The organism is Bremerella sp. P1, assembly GCF_028748185.1.
Lineage (GTDB): Bacteria > Planctomycetota > Planctomycetia > Pirellulales > Pirellulaceae > Bremerella.
Genome location: NZ_CP118164.1, coordinates 3,414,153 through 3,435,811 on the forward strand (window position 1 = coordinate 3,414,153; position 21,659 = coordinate 3,435,811).

Below are 21,659 nucleotides of genomic sequence, written 5' to 3' on the forward strand. Positions count from 1 at the left end.
GTTTGCTCTTCTCTATTACCCATCATATCAGGAGCTATCGATCATTAACGAACGAATCAGTGTTTGGTTGCCCAGATTTTTTGGGAATCGGGGAAATTCGTTGTGAGGTTGTCTCCGCTGCTCAAACGAGGACCTGCCTGGCGGCAAATAACGATACCTGTTTCTAGTTCGCAATGCTTGTTTTGCGTCATATTTGTGCCGTGCTTTATGAACTGGATTACTGAGAATCGTTCAGAAAATGGGGCATTGAACTGGGGCATGGAATAATGACAGTTTTTATGATACTTGTTTTGCGACATGTGAAAGAGGAATTCACGCGGGAGATAGACTAACCTAACACTCTGAAGGCACATCCCCGTTCGCCAAGCGAGTATCCGGCCCATGAGCACAGCAACCGTTCGCACTGCCAATTCTCTTTCTGCTTTCGTTGTCTTGGGATGCCTGATGGCCGTCGGATCGGTCACTCAGGCCGAGCCAATGGATACTACGCAGGGTTGGCGGTTTGATCTTGGTAAAGGGCCGGCAGCGCCAGGATACGTGCAGGTACCTGCGTCACAGCGCCTGGATGAAGAACATGACTTTGGCTTCGACCTCGATTCAAAGCCTCGCGGACTTAAGCGTTCGACGAGCGATCTTCTTCGTGGCGATTTGGTAACGAGCGACCAACCTTTCTTTTTCTCGATGAAGCTACCGGAAGGTAACTACCAGGTGACGCTTACGCTTGGTGATCCCGAGGAAGCGACATCGACCTACGTGAAAGCAGAGTCGCGGAGGCTGATGCTCCCGAAAGTGGAAACCAAGCCGGGTGACTTCGTGCAGGCAACGTTCACGGTGAATACGCGTACACCCATGATCCTCGGCGACGACCACGTCCGTCTGAAGTCGCGCGAGCATGGCGTACTGCACTGGGACGACAAGCTGACGCTCGAGTTCAGTGGCAAGCGTCCTGCGGTGTGTGCCATTGAAATAACCCCGAACACGGAAGCGGTGACGGTCTTTGTTCTGGGGGATTCAACAGTCGCCGACCAGCCCCAAGAGCCGTGGAACAGCTGGGGGCAGATGCTCACACGGTTCTTGGGGCCAGGGGTGGCAGTGGCCAACCACGCCGAATCTGGCGAGTCGATTAAAAGTTCTCTCGGAGCGCGACGCGTCAAAAAGGTCCTCACCTCGCTTAAGGAAGGGGACTACGTCCTGGTGCAGTTCGGGCACAACGACATGAAGGACAAAGATCCGGATGCCTTGGCCAAGTACAAAGCAAACTTCCAGCAGTTGATCGACGATGTTCGGGCCAAGGGGGCCCATCCGGTGCTCATAACTTCGATGGCACGCAAGGCCGGCGTCGAGCGCCCCACCCTGAAAGATTACCCCGATACCGTCCGGGCGATTGCCCAAGAGAAGGACGTTCCATTGATCGATCTGAACATGATGAGTGTCACGCTTTATAAAGCTCTCGGGGACCAGCTCGACGCGGCTTTTCAAGACGGAAGCCATCACAACGCGTTTGGCAGCTATCTGCTGGCCAACTGCGTGGCGGAAGGAATTCGCGAGAATGTCCCTGAGTTGGCCAAGCATCTGCGAGCAGATGCCACGCCGTTCGACCCGAGCAAGCCGATGTCGCCGGAGGCCTTCGATGTGCCGGCGAGTCCAAGCGTTGATCTAACGAAGCCGGACGGCAGTTAGCCTACCGGCCAAAGTGCTGCTTGAGAAACGTCAGTGTTTTGTTGTTCGACCACACATGACCTCCCTCGAAGAAATCGGTGTCGACGTTTTCCGGCTGCCCGAGGACCTCGTAAACCTTCTTAAGACGTGCGTATTCCTTCCGCGCACCGTCGATCGGGAAGATGGGATCGTCGATACCATTGATCAGCAAGACCGGTCGCGGCGCGTATAGCCCGACCACATCCGCCATCTCTCCTTCTCGCATGATTCCTGGCAGGGTGTTGCAGATGCAGTGATGAATGGCATAGATGGACTGGCGGTATTCAGAGAAGGCTCCCGCGATCATGACCAGTTTCACTCGCTCGTCCAGAATCGGCAGGTACATGGTCAACGTGCCACCGCCAGACAGGCCACACGCTCCGATTCGCTCGGCATCGACTTCGTCTTGCGTCTGCAGGAAGTCGATCACTCGCATCGCATCCCAGCAGCGAATGCCTTGTGGCGTCATGCCCATCAGAAAGGCATTCATCGAGGTTTCGTAGCAACTTCGCGGCGGAGACTTCACGCCTGGGTCTTGTCGCCCCACCGTTTCATTCCAACCGCGTACGACGATCGCCGCCGTGATGTAGCCGTGCTCGGCCATGTAAACCGCATAGTCGAGGGCACTGTCGTCAGTCTTCTTCTTTTGAGCCGGCGTTTCGTTCAGGCGGATGTACGGATCGATACCACTATGTCCATGCAGGCAGACAATCGCCGGCGTTTTTCCCTGAAGCTCGTGCGGGACGAAGTAATAGACCGGTGCCCAATAGTTCCGCTCGGTATGCACGTAAATCTTATGCCGCGTGAACTTCTCGAACTTCTCCTCTTCGGTCCATTTTACTTCCAGCGGAACGGCTTCCGGCATCTCGCCTAAGAGGTCAACCACGGTGGCGTGCATCTTCTTCCTCCACGCTTCATGCTGCTCGGGAGTCGTCGCGTTATATAGCTGGGCGGGAATTACCTGGTGGCCGAGAAGCTCGAAGCTGTGGGAAACGTTGTTGTCTTTAGGAAATTCCTGGGCTGTAGCGATTGAGGAAGAAAGCGCAATTGCACAGAGGAGCGTGGCGATGCGAAACGCGTTCATAGGTAGGATCTCTGGCGGGAACAGGGAGGGATCGTTCGATACTAACTTGCCAGACTTCGCTGGTGATTGAAAGTGTTATTCAATTGCACCAACAAAAAAATGCCCACGCGCTAGACGTGGGCATTCGAGTGAACTTCGTGATTCGTAGACCGCACTACAGCAGTTCGCTGGCGATGTCTGCCAGTTCCGAACGTTCGCCTTTCTCAAGCGAGATGTGAGCGTACAGGTCTTGCCCTTTCATGCGGTTGATCATGTACGACAAACCGTTGGACAAACTATCCAGGTATGGATGGTCGATCTGGTTGATGTCGCCGGTGAAGACGATCTTGGTCCCCTCGCCTGCCCGGGTGATGATGGTCTTCACCTCGTGTGGGGTCAGGTTCTGGGCTTCGTCGACAATCATGTACATCCGCTGCAAGCTACGTCCGCGAATGTAGGCCAGCGGCGTAATGACCAGCTTTTCCTGCTCCAGCATACGGTTGATACGCTGGGCTTCTTTGTCGGTATCGTTGAACTGATGCCGGATCACTGAGAGGTTGTCGAACAGCGGCTGCATGTACGGATCCATCTTCGCCGAAATATCGCCAGGCAAATAACCCAGGTCTCGGTTGGAAAGAGGAACGACCGGCCGAGCCAACAAGATCTGGCGATACGCCGATGAGCAAGCCAAGGCCGACGAAAGCGCGAGCAGTGTCTTACCGGTACCGGCCTTGCCGGCCAGGGTGACCAGCTTGATGTTGTCATCCATCAATGCCTTGATGGCGAACACCTGCTCAGCGTTGCGCGGCTTGATGCCGTACGGGCTGTACTTCTCGATTCGCCGCAGGACTTGTTCTTCGTGGTTGAAGGTCGCCAGAACCGACTTCGATCCGTTTCGCAGGACGAAGTTTTCGTTAGCGATCGGATCGCTCACTTCGGGAAAATCTTCCAGGTGAACGTTGCCAGAGTCCTGGTAGAAACGATCGATTTGTTCGGTCGTGATGTTCTCGAGGGTTCGGCGACCCGAGTAGAGGCTGTCGAAACTCTCGATCTTGTCGTTGATATAGTCTTGTGCCTGAAGGCCAAGGCTCTTAGCTTTCATCCGCAGATTCACGTCCTTGGTGATCAGGATCACACGCCGATCGTTGACGTAACGTTGCAGATGGAGGGCCGTGTTCAGAATACGATTATCAGGCGAGTCGTGGAGAAAAACCTGATGGAGGCGAGCGTCTAATTCGTTGGTGATGATGACTCGGAGGCGGCCTTGTTCTTCGCCTAATGTGGCCCCTTCTTCAGAGAGTAGATCGCCGGTCATTTGGTCGATCTGGCGAAGAAACTCGCGGGCCTGGAAATTGATGTCCTCGTTGCCTTTTTTGAAGCGATCCAACTCCTCGAGGACGGTGATGGGCAAGGCCACATCGTGCTCCTCAAAATTTTGGAACGATCTTGCATCGTGCAAGATAACGTTGGTGTCGAGAACGAAAAGCTTCAACTGCGTCTGCACCGACTGACTAATCATGCGTTCTCCGTTTGCACGGGACCATGGGCACGCGAGAGTGAAATGCCGAGTCGAAGGGCAACTGTGCGTCCCTTGTGGTCACAATCCATTGCTTAGCTGGATTGTGACCGAGGTGCCATCCTGGGAAAAGCCCGCTTTTTCCATGTCGTAACATTTTCAGGAAAATAGGCGAACTGCAGGAAATGGCCCCTCTGAGTATCTTCCGTGCGTTAATTGATTATACCGTATCGGACATATCCCTGTTTCTCAGGTTCGTCTCGTTTTAGCACTTAGACCTTTTGCACCAGTGACGTAACGTCTACTTACGAGAAACTTTGCGGAACCTTCGCCAGAATTTTGCCTCTCCGGAAAGTCTACCCAGGTGGACAGCGCAAAGATCGAAAAACTCCGGTCTTTGAGTTGCCGCCTATTGGGGGCAATGCCTACAATCGAGCAATACATGGAAGCGGTTTCGCGGATGGTTGCGAGATCCAAGTCGTGCACCTTTTGAGACGAAAGGTTCTCAATGGATTATGCGTCGATTCTGGCTCGTTACATCGGCAGGGAAGTTTATGTATCGACATTTGGCCACGTTCGCTTACGTGGAGAATTGGTCGCAGTTTACGAAGACTGCGTCCGTCTAATTAATGCCTCGACTTCGCAAGAGTCTGAGGATGCCCCTTGGTCTAGTTCGGTGACGGACTTTGGTGATGATGGACCCCAAACGGACGGCTCGGAAGCCCTGGTCCACTTTCATCACATTGTCGCGATCCGCTGTGCGGATGACGAATTGCTAGATGTTCCGGTGCTGCCGGAATTCAGTGCAGAGTCGTCTGAACCGATGGTCGAGAATGACACCACCACAGCCCAAGGGAGCACGCAGGAACCTTGGGAAGCGTTCCTCGAAGTGGATCGTTTAACCCTGGAATTGGGGCAAAAACTGGTCAAACTCGTGCATCCCGAGTCAACGGACATCATGCAGCGGACCTCTGCGATTCGCTGTCATTTGGCCGATTCGTTGGGGATGGTGATTCCGAGATTGCGCCTGCGTGATTCGCTTGATTTAGGGGATCAGGAATACCGAATCCTCATCGATCAATACGAGGTCGCTCGCGGCCGACTGGGCCCTGGACAGTATCTGGCCCTCGACATGGGAACCTCCAGCGGAACGTTGCAAGGCGTCCGCGGGATCGATCCTACGTTTGGTGGACCAGGTATCTGGATCAAGTCCGATCAGCAGCAAGAGGCCGAGCAACTTGGCTATCTGGTTATCGATCCTTCGATGCTGGTGATTACGCATCTGCAGGAAACCTTGCGGCGACATGCCCACGAGATTCTGACGCTGGGCGACGTTCGTGAAATGCTCGAACGGCTGCGGGATCGCTCGCCGGGCGAGTTCGACGAGATTCGCTCGAGCCCGATGACAGTGTCCATGTTGCACGCAGTTTTACGGCGATTATTAGAAGAAGGGGAGTCGATCAAGAACTTCTCGCGAATCGTCGAGATTCTGGCCCTGCACGGACACCGCAATCAAGACATTGAATCGCTGGTCGCGATGGTCCGCGTCCGACTCGGACGACAGTTAGTCCAGCGCTATATCGATTCGGATGGGAAAGTCCATGCGATCGGTCTCGACCGAGAGTTGGAAGCTCCCCTACTGCAGATGAGCGACGAAGACGCTGGTCGGCACGTACGCGGCTGGATGGAACGTCTTGTCGACGTATTGCGTGAAGCGTTCAATCGGCTCGACGAACAACAGCGACCGGTCGCGGTTATCGTTTCGTCCGATCTGCGGAATCGCTTGTGGCAAATCCTTTCGCCTCACTTCCCGCAGGTTACTGTCCTGAGCCTGGCGGAGATTCCGCGGGGGACCGACATCTACTGGCAGGTGATCATTTCGCCGGAAGAGGTCGGAGCCTTGGAAACGGCCGTCAAACGCCCACAGCACCCGGCGGTCGCGAAGGACACCACCTATCGTCCGAGCAAGAGCAAGATGTCCGAGCACATGGCGGAAGAATTGCCCCCGCGTCGGCCACGTTAACGCAGCGAAGTAAACTTCAAGAGATGGCTACCGCCGGCTTCGGCGGTGGCCATCTTTCGTTTCTTGACGCCCGCTAGTCTTCCAGTGCCTTACGTTCCTTCGGGTCAGGTACGACGTACGAGTCGACGATTTCCGATCTGCCCGGCGAGCTAGTGTAGGTGTGCGTTTCGCCATCCACGGTGGTCGTGGCCTGGATGTGGAACTTCGACTTGGCCCAGTTCAGGAAGCGTTTCTTCATCCATTCGCGGCAGGGCGGAATGAGCAAAGCGAAACCCAGCCCGTCGGTCAGCAGTCCTGGCGTCATCAAGAGAGCACCGGCCGCGAAGATCATCGCGGCGTCAGCCATCGCGCTGCCGGGCATCTGTCCGGTCGCTAGCTGCGATTGAATCTTCTGCCAGGTCGAAAAACCTTGGCTGCGTGCCAGAAGCGTTCCCAGGATGCCAGTGAACAGCACGATGCCCAGCGTCACCAACCACCCTTCGTACTGGGCCAGCCACAGCAGCAAGGTGAGTTCCAGCAAGGGAACGGTGACGAAGAGAGCGAGTAGTATAGCAAAAACTTGAATGGTTCTAATCCGTGTTGAAAGGAGCAAATCGCCTACGGGAATGATAACACGCAGTTATTCGTCGCCAATCGCGGAAGCTTAGAAACGAAGTTGCCCGAGGGCCTCCACCAACGTGTCCAGGTGCTGCTGCGTGTGCCCCGAGGAAAGGCTGATTCGCAAGAGACACTCTCCGTCAGGCACCGAAGGAGGCCGAATGCCGGGGACCAGCATGCCGCGTTCAAACAACTTGGCAGAAAGCTCCATCACCAAGGCTTCTGTTCCGACGATCACCGGAATGATCTGGCTGTGACAGTCTCCCAGGCTCCAGCCTTGCCCTCGCAGTTCGTTTCGCAGAAACTCGGCACTGGCCATCAATTTTTGTCGACGCTCAGGCTCGTGCTGCACGATCTGCAGCGCGGCAACCATGGCCGCCGAATTGGCCGCCGGGGCGGCTGTCGAAAAGACATAAGGCCGCGAGCGATTCACCAGGTAATCGATCAGCATCTGGCTGCCAACGACAAAGCCGCCATGTCCACCCAGCGCCTTGCTGAACGTCCCGACTCGCACTGGCACCCGATCTTCCACGCCGAAGTGTTCGCACAGGCCGTGACCATGCTGACCGAACACGCCGGTCGCGTGGGCTTCGTCGACCATCAGCATTGCTTCGTACTGTTCGGCTAGATCGACCAGTTCGGTCAGAGGAGCAATCGTGCCGTCCATGCTGAAGAGCGTATCGGTCACGATCAAGCGCCGCCGAAACGAGCCGCACTGCTTCAGTAGGTTTTCCAGGTAGTCGACGTCACGGTGAGGATAAACGCGAACGGTCGCTTTAGAAAGCCGCGTGCCGTCGATGATGCTGGCGTGGTTCTTCTCGTCGCTGAGGATCACATCGCCCCGATCGGTCAGCGCGTCGATTGTGCCGGCGTTGGCGGCAAAGCCGCTGGAAAACGTCAACGCGGCCTGGGTGTCTTCAAAGCGAGCCAGCTCTGCTTCAAGCCGGGCGTGCTCGCTGCCCCGGCCGGTGATCAGCGGACTGGCACCACTGCCCCACCCTTCGGCGACGATGGCCTTTTGTGCCGCATCTTGAAGACGAGGGTCAGCGGCCAGATCAAGATAATCATTGCTGCCGAAGTTGATCAGGTGGTTCTCTTTCCACGAGACGGTGGCTCCCTGCTGGGTGGAGCGCACGTGGATCGCGCGCCGGCGCTCCATCGCATGGAGCAGATCAAGTTGTTCGGGAATCCAAGCCAGAGAATCAAACATGGGTTACTCGCGAAATAGAGGTCTACTCTTATTATTTCGCAAGCACGCCGATCGCTCAAACGGGCTTGACCCTACTTCAGCAGCTGCTTTTTGAGATAGTCGACCAGGTCGAGCTTGACCGTGCCGTTTTCCAGCTCTTTGGCGATTGCCTTGTTCGCTTCACGAACGAGCTTTTCCTCTTTGCTTGAGAGTTTCTTGGCGAGCGTGCCTTCGAGCTGTTCGCCGATTTGCTCGGCTACTTCGCCATGGGCCTTGCCGATACGATGAACATAGAATCGCTCGAGTTCGATCTGGCCGCCGGTCACTTTGGGCGTCAGTTCGGCCGTGGAAACCAACGTGGACATGTCCCATTTACTTTCAAGCTGGACATCCAGACGAATCTTGACCGTCGCCTCGGCGACTACGCTCACACCGAGCAGGCGCACTCCGCGGACCCATTGTTGGAATTCGGCCTCGCCTTGGAACTCGACCCGGGCATGGATCTGGCACGTCGAACGCATGGGGCCGACGTTGAGATCCTCGATCCAAATCCGGACATGCTGATTCGGGTCTTCGATGTGCCCCAGGTAACGAACCCAGTCTCCGTGGTTCTTGGCTTCCTTCACGCGTTCCAGCTTCAAGCTATTCCACTTGCCGCGGACTTTCAGCCGCTTGGTGAAGTCGTGTGTGCGTCCCCAGTCCGATTCGTCTTTGAACGAGGACGGAAGCGACCGCCGGACGGCGTCTTCCAAAATGGGGGAGAGAATCTTCTCGAAGTCGGCCTTGGGGGCTGCTGCTAGCATCGACGGAACGAGCAAGCAGATGCCCATAACGAGCAGCGGCAACGTTCTCCAGATTCGCAGCGGCATGAGCTTCTCCCCAAGAAGGTGTGGACACTAAGAGTGTTTATCGCAATTTTCTCGATTTGGTTCGCACGATTTCTCTAAAGTCGGACGAACCGGATTGGCACGGTTGTGCGAATTCTTCTAAGATTCCGTCCCGATTCTCGTACGATTCCCCCTCTCTCACCCATCGTGGTTTCACGAATGAACGGACTCATTCCAAACGCCGGTCGATTTCTCACGTGCGCGCTGCTGTGGACCTCTCTGACGATGCTAGCGTCGTCGGTCCAGGCCGAGGTGCCAGGCACCTGGTATTTGGATGCGCAGCTGAACGACGTGACCTTCGTGGATGACCGGCATGGCATCGCGGTGGGCGATCATGGTGCCATCTGGCAAACCGATGACGGCGGACGCGAGTGGCGACAGATTCCCTCGGGCACCGATGCGCATCTCGCGAGCGTCTATTTCACCGACGCTCAGCACGGCTGGGCGGTTGGTGGTCATCAGCAACCCTACAGCACTCAAACGCGTGGTGTTGTTCTGGCGACCAGCGATGGCGGGATGACCTGGAAGACGATGCCGGAGCAGTCGCTGCCGAAACTGACCGGTGTACGCTTTGAAGATACCCGGCACGGCTGGGCCGTGGGGCATGGTTCGCACATGTTTCCAACCGGACTGTTTGAAACGACCGATGGCGGTCGCAGTTGGCGAAGCTTGCCAGGCACCCAGAACACACGCTTTCAAAAGTTTGCAGTACTAACCGGTGGCGAACTGTTATTGGCCGGTGTGAAGGGTAATCTTTCACTGGCCGATCGCGGCGGAATTCGCAAGCCGACGATTCTCGTCGACCCACTCAGGGACATGCAGGATATCGTCGTGGCCGGTGCCAAGGACGCGACGGCTGTCGGTGAAGGTGGCCTCATCCTCAATTCGACCAACGCCGGGACTTCCTGGGAAGTCATCGCGCCGGGACAACTCCAGCAAACCGATCGACAGGTCGACTTCTACGCGGTCGAACGTCTGGGCAAGCACGTCTGGATTGCCGGCGACCCTGGTAGTTTCGTGCTGCACTCGGCCGACGGCGGGCAATCATTCCAAACACAAAAGTTACCCACCACAGCGACTATTCGAGCCATCTTCTTTCGCAGTGAAACGACTGGCTGGGCTGTTGGCTCGCTGGGAACGATTTTGCATACGCAAGATAGTGGGCAGACGTGGAAGGTACAGCGACAAGGTGGCCAACGCCTGGCACTGCTGGGAATCTTTCATGATGCCTCGATCATTCCATACGAACTGGTGAGTTACCACGCTGGTTCCCAGGGATATCTCACCGGCATGGAAGTGATCAACCGACCGATGCCGCAAACCGGTAAGCCTCGGCTACCACTGGACGATGCCCTGCTGCATAGCGGAGCAAATGTCGGGCACACGGCCTGGCAGTTCCCAGCCTACGACGCCAAGCTCAAGCTGACCGGTGATCAAATGGCCAAGACCTGGGACGCCGCCAACGACGGTCAGGGTCTTGCTGCTGCCGAAAGCTACCTGGTCCAACGCATTCGACAATGGAAGCCCACCGTCGTTTTGACCGACTACGCCGATCCAACCGGCAAAGATCCGCTGGCCTACATGGTGAACCAGTTGGTGCTTCGCGCCGTCGAGAAAGCGGGCGATGCCGATAGTTTCCCGCAGCACCAGTCCGAACTGGGACTCGCTCCGTGGACAGTTGCCAGGGTGTGTAGCGTCGTACCGGAAGGCCAGAACGGCTCGATCACGTTGAACGCGACGCAGATCTCTCCGCAGCTGGCGATGTCTCTGTCCGAGCACGCTGGCGTCTCGCGGGGGATCGCTACAGGCCAATTGATCGAAACGCCTTCGACATTAGAAATGAAAGTCTTGCGTTCGTCGGGGCTGATCGAAGGTCGCTTGAGCGATATCTTCACCGGCCTTTCCGTGCCAGCTGGCAAAGGAGCACGGCGACCACCGCAGCAAATGTCGCTGGTCGATCTGGCTCAGCTACAGCGAGCAGCACAGAAACGCCGCAACATGTTCGAGATGATCAATCACGCCGTCCAAGATGAGCAGCGCGGCGCGTTGCTCTTGGGGCAGATGCTCAAGCTATCGGAAGACTTGCCGCCGGCACGTAGCGTCGAAGTCCTTTCGCACCTGGCCGAGAAGGCCAATGAAAGCGGTAACCTGTCTCTAGCGGCTGACATGCATCACCAGATTGTCAGCACCTATCCATCGCACGTCCTGGCCGAGCGTTCCGCCGCTTGGCTATTGGCGTACTACGCAAGTAGCGAGATGCAGTTTCTGAATCGCAGCTCGGTGGAATTCGCCACTCCCACCGCACCCACGGAAACGCCAGAAGAAGAGACGGACGAGCAGAGTGGGGTCGCAACGGTATCGTTCGATGATCCCAACAACTACCGGCGTCCAACCAAGTCGCCTGAGCGTGCTGCCAAGTTGATTGCCCAGTTGAACCAGACGATGCCTCAAGTATTGGCTGACCCATCCTTAGCGTTCCTGTTGGAGCGTTTGCATTCCGAGCAAGGACACTCGCGTCAAGGCGAATCGTACATCCGACGTTTATTGAACTTGGGACAGGAAAACCCCTGGTGCCGTCGCGCCCAATGGGAACTTGTCCTCGGGCGAGGCAACAGCCGCGTCGATGCCCCGGTCGTGGCGGCCAACTATGAAGAGTCGAAGCCAGTACTCGATGGCCGATTGAATGACCGGATCTGGCAAACGGGCAAGCCGGTCGACTTCCAGGCAGGTACCTTGTCACCGGAATCGGGCGCGCCCCCAGCCGCAATGATCGTGGGCTTTGACGAGGACTATCTCTACCTGGCAATTCGGTGCATGAAGTCGAAGAACTTCCGCTACGAAGCCCCAGGGCAACGCGCACGCGAACGCGATGCCGATCTTCAGACAAGTGATCGCGTTCATATCTATCTCGATCTCGATCGCGACTACGCGACCTCGTATTGCTTGTCGGTCGACTATCGCGGTAGGACCGCCGATTCGCTGGTGGGCAACCTGGCATGGAACCCCAACTGGTATGTCGCCGCGGATCAGGATGCAACGACTTGGACCATCGAAGCGGCCATTCCTTTCAAGGAACTGTCAGGCCAGATGCTTCAGCCGGGCGATACCTGGGGAATGGCCGTCCAACGCGTGATGGTCAGCGAAGGAACCGAGGCGTGGCCTTCCAGTGCCCTCTATGAAATGGGACCGAGTGAGTTCGGTCTCTTGCAATTTCAATAAATCTGCTTAGAACGGTGCGAGATGAAACCAGTAGAGTTCTCTCGCAAACGGCATTAAGCGTGGCATATCTGATCGGAATCGATGAAGCTGGATACGGCCCCAACCTGGGACCGTTGGTCATCGGTGGAACCGTATGGCACCTCGACGACCGCCACGACGATCTCGACGGTATCGAACTGTACGACCTGTTGAAAGAAGCCATCGCGCGTAAGCCAAGTCGTAAGCATTTGGCGATTGCGGATTCAAAGGTCGTGTACGGTAAGCGAGACGATCTCTCGCTGCTGGAAGAAGCCGTGCTCGCAACCGGCGATCATCTGGCCCATGTCCATCCGATCTGGGATGGATGCTGTGAGCCCGACCTGGGGGACGCCGCACCACAGGACCTGGCCCCATGGTATTTGGGGTGGCAGCATGTGTGCCCGCTGCACGCCGCGAGCGACACGGTCGCCGAGCGAACGACGCAGTTCGCCAGTGCCTGTCAGGCATGTGGCGTGTCGCTGAGCCAGGTGCGAAGCGTCTTTCTGACGGAGAAATCGTACAACGAGCGTCTCGCTAGAATCGGTAACAAGAGCACCGTGCTCTCGCACGCATCGCTCGGTTTGGTGCGGCGGCTGCTCGAAGAGATCGAGTCCCCGACTCCCCAGGCCGTACGCATCGTGTGTGACAAGCATGGCGGGCGAGACTACTACGCCGGGCTCTTGCAGCACTTCTTCCCCGAAACGTGGTGGCAGATTCAAGAGGAGTCGCGCAGTGTCAGCCGTTATTTCGGCGAGTTCGGCCCGTTGGAAGTGTCGATCGAGTTTCGCTCGAAAGGGGAAGGCTTTCTCCCCACCGCGCTGGCGTCGATCTACGCCAAGTTCCACCGCGAGGTCGCGATGCGGGCCATCAATGCCTACTGGGCGAAACAGATTCCAGGAATCGCCGAGACCGCCGGGTATCCGGTCGACGCGGCTCGCTTTGCCGACGAGACCGAAGCAAGCCGTAAGGAACTGAATATTCCGTGGGAAACATTCTGGCGACTCAAATAATGGTCGCGAACCGCTCGTTGTCGATCTGGGGCCAGGGGAATAAAATAACCAAAGTATGTGAAAAATAGGCGGCGAGCGAATTCGTCGTTTTCCCCCCAACAGAATCACAAGTTTATGGCTACTTTCGACGTGGAATCGCAATTGGATGTCGAACGCATCCGGGCCGATTTCCCCATTCTCCACCAGGTTGACGAAGAACAGAATCCCCTTGTTTACCTCGACAATGGTGCGAGTAGCCAGCGCCCGAAGTCGGTGATCGATTGCCTAAGTAACGTCTACGAAAAGCATTACGCCAATGTGCATCGTGGTGCCCATCGACTTAGTGGCGAGTCGACCGATCTATTTGAAGAGGCCCGGCGTGCCGTTCAGCGGTTCATCGGTGCGTCTTCCGAGAATGAGGTGATCTTCACCAGCGGAACCACCATGGGCATCAACCTGGTGGCGCGCAGCTGGGGGGACGCCAACGTCACCGCTGGCGACGAGATTCTGCTGACCGAGATGGAACATCACTCCAATCTCGTGCCGTGGCATCAACTTGCGGAGCGAACCGGGGCCACGATTCGTGCGATTCCGGTCACCGTGGATGGGCAGTTGGATCTCAATGCACTTCCCGCCCGTCTCTCTGAGCGAACCAAGATTGTCGCCTTTGCGGCCGTTTCCAATGTGCTGGGGACGATCAACCCGGTGCGCGAGATTACCGAGGCAGCCCATGCGGTGGGGGCCAAGGTATTGGTCGACGCGGCCCAGTCGGTGCCGCACGAAGCGATCGATGTCGTTGGCTGGGATGCCGATTTCGTGGCTTTCAGCGGTCACAAAATGTTAGGGCCATCTGGCGTGGGGGTACTTTACGGCAAACAGTCGCTATTGGAAGAGATGCCACCGTTTTTGGGTGGCGGCAGCATGATCGATGTGGTCGAGATTGATCGCTTCACGCCTGCGATGTTGCCAGCCAAGTTTGAAGCCGGTACGCCCCCAATCGCCGATGCGATTGCCATGAAACCGGCGATCGAATACCTGGAACAAGTTTGTTTGGCTCGTATCCTGCAACACGAACAATCGCTGGCCGCATACGCTCACGAGCTATTGGCCGATGTGCCGGGCCTGAAGATCTTAGGCCCGGATGTCAGTAAGAAGGCCGGCATTGTCAGCTTTGTCATCGATGGCCTGGCCGCGAGTGACATCGCGACGTTTCTGGATGGACGCGGGATTGCCGTTCGCGAGGGGCATCATTGCACCCTGCCGCTGCATAAGAAGCTGGGAATCAGCGCGAGCGTGCGAGCCAGTTTCTATCTGTACAACACGCGGGAAGAGGTCGAAAAGCTGGCGGATGCTGTACGGACGACGGTCGAGTTTTTCGGTTAAACCGGATCGAAGATTACCAGACGCGGCATCCTAAATTCGCTAGACTGGTCGTTAGGCACGTTCAACATCTCGCTTCTTTTCGGACAGGAATTCAGGCAAATGTCTCAAAAAGATTACACCCGACGCGACTTTCACAAGCTTTCCGCTGCTGCCCTGAGTGGGATGATGGCGGCCGGCACGATCGGTTGTGGTGCGAAGCCCGATGCTACCGGTAACGGCGATGCTTCGCCCGAAGGCGAAGGCACTTCCACCGTCGCCAAGCATGCTTGTCGCGGATTGAACGAATGCAAAGGCCAAGGCGCCAAGGGCACCAACGAATGTGCTGGTGCCGGAGCGTGTGCGACCGTCGAACATCACGTATGTGGTGGCCACAACGAGTGCAAAGGCCAAGGCGGCTGCGGTAAGACGCCGGGGGCCAATGATTGCAAAGGGCAAGGTGGCTGCCATGTCCCGATGAGCGGCGGCATGTGGACCAAGGCCCGCGAGCTGTTCGAAGAGCAGATGAAAGAAAAGGGCCTCGAACTGAAGCCTGCTCCGGAACCGGCTGCCTAAGACACCGCTCGCCCAAGACTCTGAGTAGCGATTATGCCTCAGCCACGGCTTGGCCACGAAAACCTGGGACTGGGGGTCGGACTGCGCGCCCCTCATTTCTCTTACATACTTGAGCACTGGCCGAAGGTCGACTGGTTCGAGATCATCTCGGAGAATTACATCGACTCGCAGGGACGCCCTCGGTATGTCCTTGATCAAATCGCCGAACGTTATCCGGTGGTGATGCACGGCGTATCGCTCTCGATCGGCAGCACCGATCCGCTCGACTTCGATTATCTTGCCAAACTGAAGTCGCTATCGCAGGCGATTGGTGCCCGATGGATCTCGGATCATGTCTGTTGGACCGGCGTGTCCGGGCAGAATACGCACGATCTGTTACCAATTCCGTACAACGAAGAGTCGCTCAAGCACGTTGCCCAGCGGGTACGCCAGGTGCAAGAGTTCCTTGAGCGTCCGCTGATCCTGGAAGATCCCAGCAGCTATGTCACCTTCGCCGCGTCAACGATGAGCGAGTGGGAATTCTTAACGGCTTTGACCGAAGAGACTGGCTGCGGGCTGCTGCTCGATGTGAATAACGTTTATGTTTCGGCCGTGAATCACGACTTTGATCCGGTCGAGTACATCGAGAATCTTCCGTCGGAGAGCATCGTTCAGTTTCACCTGGCGGGGCATACCAACATGGGTGACTACTGCATCGACACACACGACGGCCACGTGATCGATCCCGTGTGGAAGCTGTATCGCCTGACTCACGAGCGAACTGGAGGCGTATCGACGTTGTTGGAATGGGATGCCAACATTCCCGACTTTCCGACGCTGCATGCCGAGGTTCTCAAGGCGAAGCGGTTTATCCAAGGGGAAACGATTACCGTCGATGAACCTGTCGGCAACGGCCACACGGCTGTTCCGCACCCGGCGCATCGTATCGAGCACGAAGTGAGCTAGATCGATGACCGACAGTAAACAGAATTTGCACGACTTGCCGGTGCTTCAAAAGTGGATGCAGTCGGTGATCACTCATGTGGACGGCGTGGTGGAAGGAATCCATTCGCCGGAGGCCCAGCAGCAGATCCCGGTAGACGCGTCCCAGATCGAGTCGGTCGTCACGCCCAGTCAGCGACGCACCAGCACCGAGCGACTGGAAGTGTACGCCCACGCTTACTATGCCAGGTTGGTCGAATGTTTGAAGTCGATCTATCCCCTGTTTGCCAAGACGGTTGGGGATGAACTATTCGATCAGTTCGCGATTGCCTACTTGCAACAGCATCCGTCACGATCTTACACGCTGAATCGGCTGGGAGATCAGTTTCCCGATTTCCTGGAAGAGACGAGCCCGACCCGCGGAACCGATCAGCTGGGATTCGAGGACTTCCTGGTCGAGTTGGCCGTTGCGGAACGCACCATTGATGCGATCTTCGACGGGCCTGGTGTCGAGCAGACGGACGTGCTCTCGCCGTCGGAGTTGGAAGGCATCTCGCCCGATCAGTTTGCCGAGGCTACGTTCCAGATGGTGCCCTGTCTGCGGCTGCACTCGTTTGCTTTCCCGGTGAGTGACTTCATCACCGCGATCAAGCAAGATCCCCAAGCTGATATGCCAGAAGCTTCACCCAGTTGGTTGGCTTTAACGCGGAGGGACTACGTCGTACGGAGGGTGCCACTTTCGCGCTGGCAGTATCATCTGCTGGTGCGGCTTGCCGAGGGGCAGAGTGTTTCCCAGGCGATCGCAGGAGCGGTCGTCGAAGTCGTTCCGTCAGAAGATATTACGGAATTGCTAGCGGCTGCTTTCCAGAAATTCACCAGCGAGCAGTTCTTTCTGGCAATTGAAGTCCCTTCGGAGCGAAGAGATGGATAGGCGATTCATTGCCCTTTGCCAGTGATCTTCACCAACGCATAAACGTTCCCCTCCCGGATCCCGAGAATGGGTAAATCTTATGTAAGAAGCGAGGAAATGGAGGGGGAATGGGGTGCACTGTGGCTTGTGATCGGCCCAAGAGCCCCTACAATCAATGAGTTACTTTGGGGTTCTGATTCTAGAGCTCCGTGAATTGGCAGGGTTACCCATCCGGTTTCCCCCATCCTTGCCTGATCTAGTTCTTTGAGGGCCGCAATGGCATTGGTTAGCTGGGTTCGAGGTCGTGTTTTTAACTTCGTTCACCGTAACAACTTAGTGTACAACACGTGCTGGGAAGACCCCCGTTTGGACCGGGTCGCCCTGGAGATTCAACCTCACCACAATGTGATGGTCATCACGTCGGCAGGTTGCAACGCGCTAGACTACGTTCTGGCCGGCGCAAACCACGTTTATGCCGTCGACATGAATCCACGGCAAAACGCCCTGTTGGATCTCAAGAAGGCGGCCATCCAGAACCTGGAGTATGAAGACTTCTTCTCCATGTTCGGCAAAGGGCAGCTGCTCGACTTCAAGGATACGTACAAGTCGCAGCTGCGTGGCTCGCTGCCGGAATGGTCTCGCAGCTATTGGGATCGGAAGATCAAGTACTTCCGCCCTCGCAAGAAACGCAGCTTCTATTTTCGCGGTACGTCCGGTGCGTTCGCCAAGGTGGTGAACATGTACGTCGAGAACGTCTTGCGGATGCGACCGCTGGTTCTCGACTTGCTCGATGCGAAGAACCTGGACGAGCAGAAAGAGATCTTTGAGGTCATCGACCGAAAGTTGTGGACCGGGCCGCTCAAGTTTGCCATGAGCCGCGACACGACCTGGAGCCTGGTCGGTGTGCCACGAGCCCAGCGCGAGCACTTGGAGAAGCAATACTCCAACGGCATCGTCGACTTCGTGCAGGACAACATGCGAGCCGTCTTCGCCGAGTTGCCAATCCAGGACAACTACTTCTGGCGCGTCTACGTCACCGGCCAGTACACCGAACAGTGTTGCCCCGAGTACCTCAAGCCTGAAAACTTCCAGAAGTTGAAGGACGGATTGGTACATAAGGTCAGCACGCATACCGACTCGGTACAGCACTTCCTCGAGAAGCACGACGGGCATCCAATTCATCGCCTGGTGCTGTTGGATCATCAAGACTGGCTGACCGACAAGCTCTACTTTGCCTTGGAAAACGAATGGCAGGCCATCGCCAACCGGATGGAAGGGGAAGAAGATGCCCGCATCATCTGGCGCACCGGCGGCTTGAACACGGACTTCATCGACGAAGTCGAGATCACTCATAACGGTCAAAAGAAGCAGGTTGGCGAACTGTTGACCTACAACCAGCCACTGGCCGACGAGCTTCACGTCAAGGATCGCGTGCATACCTACGGGGCGTTCCGAATCGCGGACATCGCTGCCTAAGTCACGCCAATCTTTGAGGAGCATCGGATGAGTCTGGCTTCGGACCTGAAAGTCTTGTATCACCTTGCCGTGAAGCCGGTGAAGGGTGACAACCACGCCGAGCGACTGGACAGCTTTTACAGCGGTCAGGCAGGCGCGTACGACGACTTTCGCAAACGCCTGCTCAAAGGGCGGGAAGAGATGTACCGCTCGATCGATCCGCCACAAGATGCCGTGTGGGTCGACATGGGAGGTGGAACTGGCTCGAATCTCGAGTTCATTTCCGATCGCATTGGCCAGCTGAAGCAGGGCTATGTGGTCGATCTGGCATCGTCTCTCTTGAAAGTCTGTGATGACCGCATCCAGGAACGCGGTTGGAACAATGTGAAGACGGTCGAAGCGGACGCCACGACCTGGACGCCTGACGAAGGGTACGCCGACGTCGTGACGTTTTCCTACTCGCTGACGATGATTCCGGATTGGTTCGCGGCAATCGACAACGCGCTGCGGATCTTGAAGCCAGGCGGAACGATCGGTGTAGTCGATTTCTACGTTTCGCGCAAGTTCCCGGATGAGGCTCTCAAGCGACATTCGTGGTTCACGCGAAGTTTCTGGCCGGTCTGGTTCGCGTCAGATAACGTCTTTCCTTCGCGGGATCACGTCCCCTATTTGCAGCGACACTTTGAAACCACCAAACTAGAAGAGAATCGCGCCAAGGTTCCTTACTTGTTGTGGTTCAAGACGCCGTACTACATCTTCACTGGTACGAAACGCGAGTCGTAGGTCCGCATGTGGCCTTTGTTAGCCCAATGGAACTTCCACTAGCGAAATAGGTAAGCCCGTGGCGAAATCGGTTCTCTCACCATCCTTCCTGTTTCAGTATTCGGTCCCGCTGAACTATCGCGAGAAGATCTGGCAGCAAAAGCCGCTGGCCTACTCCGACGACTACAAGCTGCGCGGGTTCGGAGAACTCGACAGCCGGAAGCAGTTTGCCGATGTCCGTGGTGGGTGGAACGAGCGAGGCGTTTCTTTCTCAGTGCTGGTCTCTGGGAAACGTCAGCCGGTATGGTGCCGCGAGAGTCGCGTTGACGAGAGTGATGGCTTTCAACTCTGGATTGATACTCGGGCAACGCACAACGTGCACCGCGCGACGCGGTTCTGCCATCGGTTTGCCTTCCTGCCCATCGGTGCCGGCCCAAGCTACCGCGACCCGGTTGGCGATCAGCTGCTAATCAATCGGGCACGAGAGAATGCGAATCCGGTCCGCCCTGGTGATTTGCGGGTCCGCGGAACGTTGACCAAAGATGGCTACCTGCTGGAGTGCTGCGTGCCGGCGACTAGCCTGACCGGGTATGATCCGAGCGAATACGACAAGCTCGGTTTCTTTTACGCCGTTATGGATCGCGAACTGGGATGGCAGACGCAGAGCGTCAACACGCAGTTTCCCATCGACGAAGATCCCAGCATCTGGACGACGCTCGAGCTGGTTCGTTAGTAGTCACGCAGGATCTCAACGGCGGCGTTCTTGCCGCATGCTCCCATCACGCCACCACCGGGATGGCTGGCAGCTCCGCAAAGGTAAAGCCCCTTCACCGGCGTGCGATGATCGGCCCAGCCTGGAATCGGCCGCATAGCGAAGAGCTGGTTGAAGTTCATTGCCCCTTGCATGATGTTCCCGCCGGTCAGCCCGTAGACGCGTTCGAGATCCAGTGGCGAAAGGACTTGGCGATGCATGACCGCGCCGGGCACGTTTGGGGCGTACTGTCCAATTTTGGCGATGCAGCGATCGGCAAACGATTCTTTGATGTCGTCCCAGTTGGCGTCGCGCAGGTTATAAGGAGCGTACTGGACGAAGATCGACAGAATGTGCTTCCCTTCCGGGGCAATGGTTTTATCGACCGATGTGGGCATCGTCATTTCCAGAATCGGTTCTTCACTCGCACGACCATACTTGGCGTCGTCGTAGGCGCGTTCGATGTAGTCCATCGTCGGCGAGATGTGCATCGTCCCGCGATGAATGGGACTGAGACCCGATTCTGGATAAGCCGTAAACTGCGGCGGCTCGGCTAGTGCCAGGTTGATCTTGGCGGAGGCGGAAGCATAGTCGATATTCGAGATGGCCCGCAGGAAGTCGGCCGGCAGTTGATCCGGCGAAAGGAACTTGCGGAACGTCAGGTTCGCGTCCACGCTCGAAGCCACCACCTTGGATTCGTAGGTCGTGCCATCTTCGAGCTCAACCCCTTGGATCTTGCTGTCGCTGGTGTGGATCTTCGCGACCGGTGCCTCGCGGACGATCGTCACGCCCATCTCTTCGCACGTCTTGGCCAACGACGCGGCGATGCCGCCCATGCCTCCTTCGACGAACCCCCACACGCCCCGTTTGCCGCCAGCTTCTCCCATCACGTGATGCAGCAGCACGTAAGCGGTCCCGGGTGCCGAGATCGATGCGAACGCGCCGATGATGGCGTCGGTTGCCAGGGTTGCTCGAAGCGGTTCGCTTTCAAACCACCGTTCCAGAATCGGTCGGGCAGCGCCTGAGAGAAGCTCGATTGCTTCCGGGATTTCTCCGCCGAGTTTGCCGAACGTTTGATAGAAGCTCCACAGTCGCGATGTATCGCGAAGTCGCTTGGTAAGCGGAATGCTGCGCCAATCTTTGGGCATCGGTAGCGGATCAGGTGCCGTCTTCATCAGGATCGGTTCGACGACCGCGGCAATACGTTCCAGCAGCTCGTTGTACTTCGGATACTGCTGGGCGTCTTGCTGGCTGAACTTGGCGATTTCCTTCGTGTTACTGGCGACGTCGTGCCCCAGCAGCAAATAGCGACCGTCGTCGGTAGGGGTGAACGAAGCCGGGTCACGCGGCAGGATCTTCAGGCCGTTTTGTTTCAGCTTCAGGTCACGAATGATCTCCGGCAGCAGCAGGCTGACGACGTACGAGGCGGTCGAGACCTTGAAGCCGGGCCAAAGTTCTTCACTAGTCGAGCAGCCCCCGAGCACGTGCCGACGTTCGAGTACGGCGACTCTCTTACCGGATTTGGCCAGATACGCAGCGGTAATTAAGCCGTTGTGTCCAGCGCCGATTACGACGCAATCATAGTGCCCGCCACCAGATGCCATACGAAACCAATCCTTGCTGAGGGAAGTCTGCGACTGAGGGATATCAATCTAGACTTCGCCAGAAGCAGGCAGGAAAGTTTACCTTGGCGCTGGGAATCGAATCGATCGGTACAACCGCGATA

17 protein-coding genes are annotated in these 21,659 nt (G+C 56.8%); 11 read left to right on the plus strand and 6 right to left on the minus strand.

The window, feature by feature from the left end:
* Positions 1-381 precede the first annotated feature (381 nt).
* Positions 382-1,680 carry a rhamnogalacturonan acetylesterase gene (locus tag PSR63_RS14415; RefSeq protein WP_274334147.1) on the plus strand — a complete coding sequence of 433 codons (1,299 nt, stop codon included), beginning with the start codon at positions 382-384 and terminating at the stop codon, positions 1,678-1,680.
* Between the two features lies 1 nt (position 1,681).
* Here the strand turns inward: PSR63_RS14415 and PSR63_RS14420 are convergent, their stop codons facing one another.
* The gene (locus tag PSR63_RS14420) at positions 1,682-2,782 is read right to left on the minus strand and encodes an alpha/beta hydrolase family protein (protein WP_274334148.1); all 1,101 of its coding nucleotides are present in this window, start codon (positions 2,780-2,782) and stop codon (positions 1,682-1,684) included.
* 154 nt (positions 2,783-2,936) lie between these two features.
* Complete coding sequence (locus tag PSR63_RS14425; RefSeq protein WP_274334149.1) at positions 2,937-4,280, minus strand: PhoH family protein; 1,344 nt, start codon at positions 4,278-4,280, stop codon at positions 2,937-2,939.
* A gap of 505 nt (positions 4,281-4,785) precedes the next feature.
* Here PSR63_RS14425 and PSR63_RS14430 point away from each other — a divergent pair.
* A complete protein-coding gene (locus PSR63_RS14430) occupies positions 4,786-6,300 on the plus strand; it encodes an FHIPEP family type III secretion protein (RefSeq protein ID WP_274334150.1) in 1,515 nt (504 codons plus the stop codon).
* Between the two features lie 73 nt (positions 6,301-6,373).
* Here PSR63_RS14430 and PSR63_RS14435 read toward each other — a convergent pair whose 3' ends face one another.
* The 3 genes from PSR63_RS14435 to PSR63_RS14445 all read right to left on the minus strand — a co-directional run bounded on the left by PSR63_RS14435 (position 6,374) and on the right by PSR63_RS14445 (position 8,955).
* A complete protein-coding gene (locus PSR63_RS14435; protein WP_274334151.1) occupies positions 6,374-6,892 on the minus strand; it encodes an FxsA family protein in 519 nt (172 codons plus the stop codon).
* Between the two features lie 51 nt (positions 6,893-6,943).
* Positions 6,944-8,107, minus strand: a complete 1,164-nt coding sequence (gene bioF / locus PSR63_RS14440; RefSeq protein WP_274334152.1) for an 8-amino-7-oxononanoate synthase — start codon at positions 8,105-8,107, stop codon at positions 6,944-6,946.
* Between the two features lie 71 nt (positions 8,108-8,178).
* Positions 8,179-8,955 carry a hypothetical protein gene (locus PSR63_RS14445; protein ID WP_274334153.1) on the minus strand — a complete coding sequence of 259 codons (777 nt, stop codon included), beginning with the start codon at positions 8,953-8,955 and terminating at the stop codon, positions 8,179-8,181.
* 177 nt (positions 8,956-9,132) lie between these two features.
* Between PSR63_RS14445 and PSR63_RS14450 the strand changes: the two genes are divergently transcribed.
* The 9 genes from PSR63_RS14450 to PSR63_RS14490 all read left to right on the plus strand — a co-directional run bounded on the left by PSR63_RS14450 (position 9,133) and on the right by PSR63_RS14490 (position 19,915).
* Positions 9,133-12,192, plus strand: a complete 3,060-nt coding sequence (locus tag PSR63_RS14450; RefSeq protein WP_274334154.1) for a YCF48-related protein — start codon at positions 9,133-9,135, stop codon at positions 12,190-12,192.
* Positions 12,193-12,251: 59 nt separating this feature from the next.
* A complete protein-coding gene (locus PSR63_RS14455) occupies positions 12,252-13,220 on the plus strand; it encodes a hypothetical protein (RefSeq protein ID WP_274334155.1) in 969 nt (322 codons plus the stop codon).
* A gap of 114 nt (positions 13,221-13,334) precedes the next feature.
* Complete coding sequence (locus PSR63_RS14460; protein WP_274334156.1) at positions 13,335-14,582, plus strand: aminotransferase class V-fold PLP-dependent enzyme; 1,248 nt, start codon at positions 13,335-13,337, stop codon at positions 14,580-14,582.
* A gap of 99 nt (positions 14,583-14,681) precedes the next feature.
* Complete coding sequence (locus PSR63_RS14465; protein WP_274334157.1) at positions 14,682-15,134, plus strand: twin-arginine translocation signal domain-containing protein; 453 nt, start codon at positions 14,682-14,684, stop codon at positions 15,132-15,134.
* 33 nt (positions 15,135-15,167) lie between these two features.
* Positions 15,168-16,079 carry an MNIO family bufferin maturase gene (bufB, locus tag PSR63_RS14470; protein WP_274334158.1) on the plus strand — a complete coding sequence of 304 codons (912 nt, stop codon included), beginning with the start codon at positions 15,168-15,170 and terminating at the stop codon, positions 16,077-16,079.
* A gap of 4 nt (positions 16,080-16,083) precedes the next feature.
* The gene (locus tag PSR63_RS14475; protein ID WP_274334159.1) at positions 16,084-16,986 is read left to right on the plus strand and encodes an HvfC/BufC N-terminal domain-containing protein; all 903 of its coding nucleotides are present in this window, start codon (positions 16,084-16,086) and stop codon (positions 16,984-16,986) included.
* A gap of 255 nt (positions 16,987-17,241) precedes the next feature.
* Positions 17,242-18,441: a DUF3419 family protein gene (locus tag PSR63_RS14480; RefSeq protein WP_274334160.1), complete on the plus strand. Its 1,200-nt coding sequence runs from the start codon at positions 17,242-17,244 to the stop codon at positions 18,439-18,441.
* Between the two features lie 27 nt (positions 18,442-18,468).
* Complete coding sequence (locus PSR63_RS14485) at positions 18,469-19,203, plus strand: class I SAM-dependent methyltransferase (RefSeq protein ID WP_274334161.1); 735 nt, start codon at positions 18,469-18,471, stop codon at positions 19,201-19,203.
* A gap of 58 nt (positions 19,204-19,261) precedes the next feature.
* The gene (locus PSR63_RS14490; RefSeq protein WP_274334162.1) at positions 19,262-19,915 is read left to right on the plus strand and encodes a hypothetical protein; all 654 of its coding nucleotides are present in this window, start codon (positions 19,262-19,264) and stop codon (positions 19,913-19,915) included.
* Here the strand turns inward: PSR63_RS14490 and PSR63_RS14495 are convergent.
* Complete coding sequence (locus PSR63_RS14495) at positions 19,912-21,537, minus strand: phytoene desaturase family protein (RefSeq protein ID WP_274334163.1); 1,626 nt, start codon at positions 21,535-21,537, stop codon at positions 19,912-19,914. The genes PSR63_RS14490 and PSR63_RS14495 overlap by 4 nt on opposite strands.
* Positions 21,538-21,659 lie beyond the last annotated feature (122 nt).

Bases quoted from the DNA above. Each gene is read 5' to 3' on its own strand.
- PSR63_RS14415 (WP_274334147.1), top strand. From the start codon at position 382: ATGAGCACAGCAACCGTTCGCACTGCCAATTCTCTTTCTGCTTTCGTT.
- PSR63_RS14420 (WP_274334148.1), bottom strand. From the start codon at position 2,782: ATGAACGCGTTTCGCATCGCCACGCTCCTCTGTGCAATTGCGCTTTCT.
- PSR63_RS14425 (WP_274334149.1), bottom strand. From the start codon at position 4,280: ATGATTAGTCAGTCGGTGCAGACGCAGTTGAAGCTTTTCGTTCTCGAC.
- PSR63_RS14430 (WP_274334150.1), top strand. From the start codon at position 4,786: ATGGATTATGCGTCGATTCTGGCTCGTTACATCGGCAGGGAAGTTTAT.
- bioF (WP_274334152.1), bottom strand. From the start codon at position 8,107: ATGTTTGATTCTCTGGCTTGGATTCCCGAACAACTTGATCTGCTCCAT.
- PSR63_RS14445 (WP_274334153.1), bottom strand. From the start codon at position 8,955: ATGCCGCTGCGAATCTGGAGAACGTTGCCGCTGCTCGTTATGGGCATC.
- PSR63_RS14450 (WP_274334154.1), top strand. From the start codon at position 9,133: ATGAACGGACTCATTCCAAACGCCGGTCGATTTCTCACGTGCGCGCTG.
- PSR63_RS14460 (WP_274334156.1), top strand. From the start codon at position 13,335: ATGGCTACTTTCGACGTGGAATCGCAATTGGATGTCGAACGCATCCGG.
- PSR63_RS14465 (WP_274334157.1), top strand. From the start codon at position 14,682: ATGTCTCAAAAAGATTACACCCGACGCGACTTTCACAAGCTTTCCGCT.
- bufB (WP_274334158.1), top strand. From the start codon at position 15,168: ATGCCTCAGCCACGGCTTGGCCACGAAAACCTGGGACTGGGGGTCGGA.
- PSR63_RS14475 (WP_274334159.1), top strand. From the start codon at position 16,084: ATGACCGACAGTAAACAGAATTTGCACGACTTGCCGGTGCTTCAAAAG.
- PSR63_RS14480 (WP_274334160.1), top strand. From the start codon at position 17,242: ATGGCATTGGTTAGCTGGGTTCGAGGTCGTGTTTTTAACTTCGTTCAC.
- PSR63_RS14485 (WP_274334161.1), top strand. From the start codon at position 18,469: ATGAGTCTGGCTTCGGACCTGAAAGTCTTGTATCACCTTGCCGTGAAG.
- PSR63_RS14495 (WP_274334163.1), bottom strand. From the start codon at position 21,537: ATGGCATCTGGTGGCGGGCACTATGATTGCGTCGTAATCGGCGCTGGA.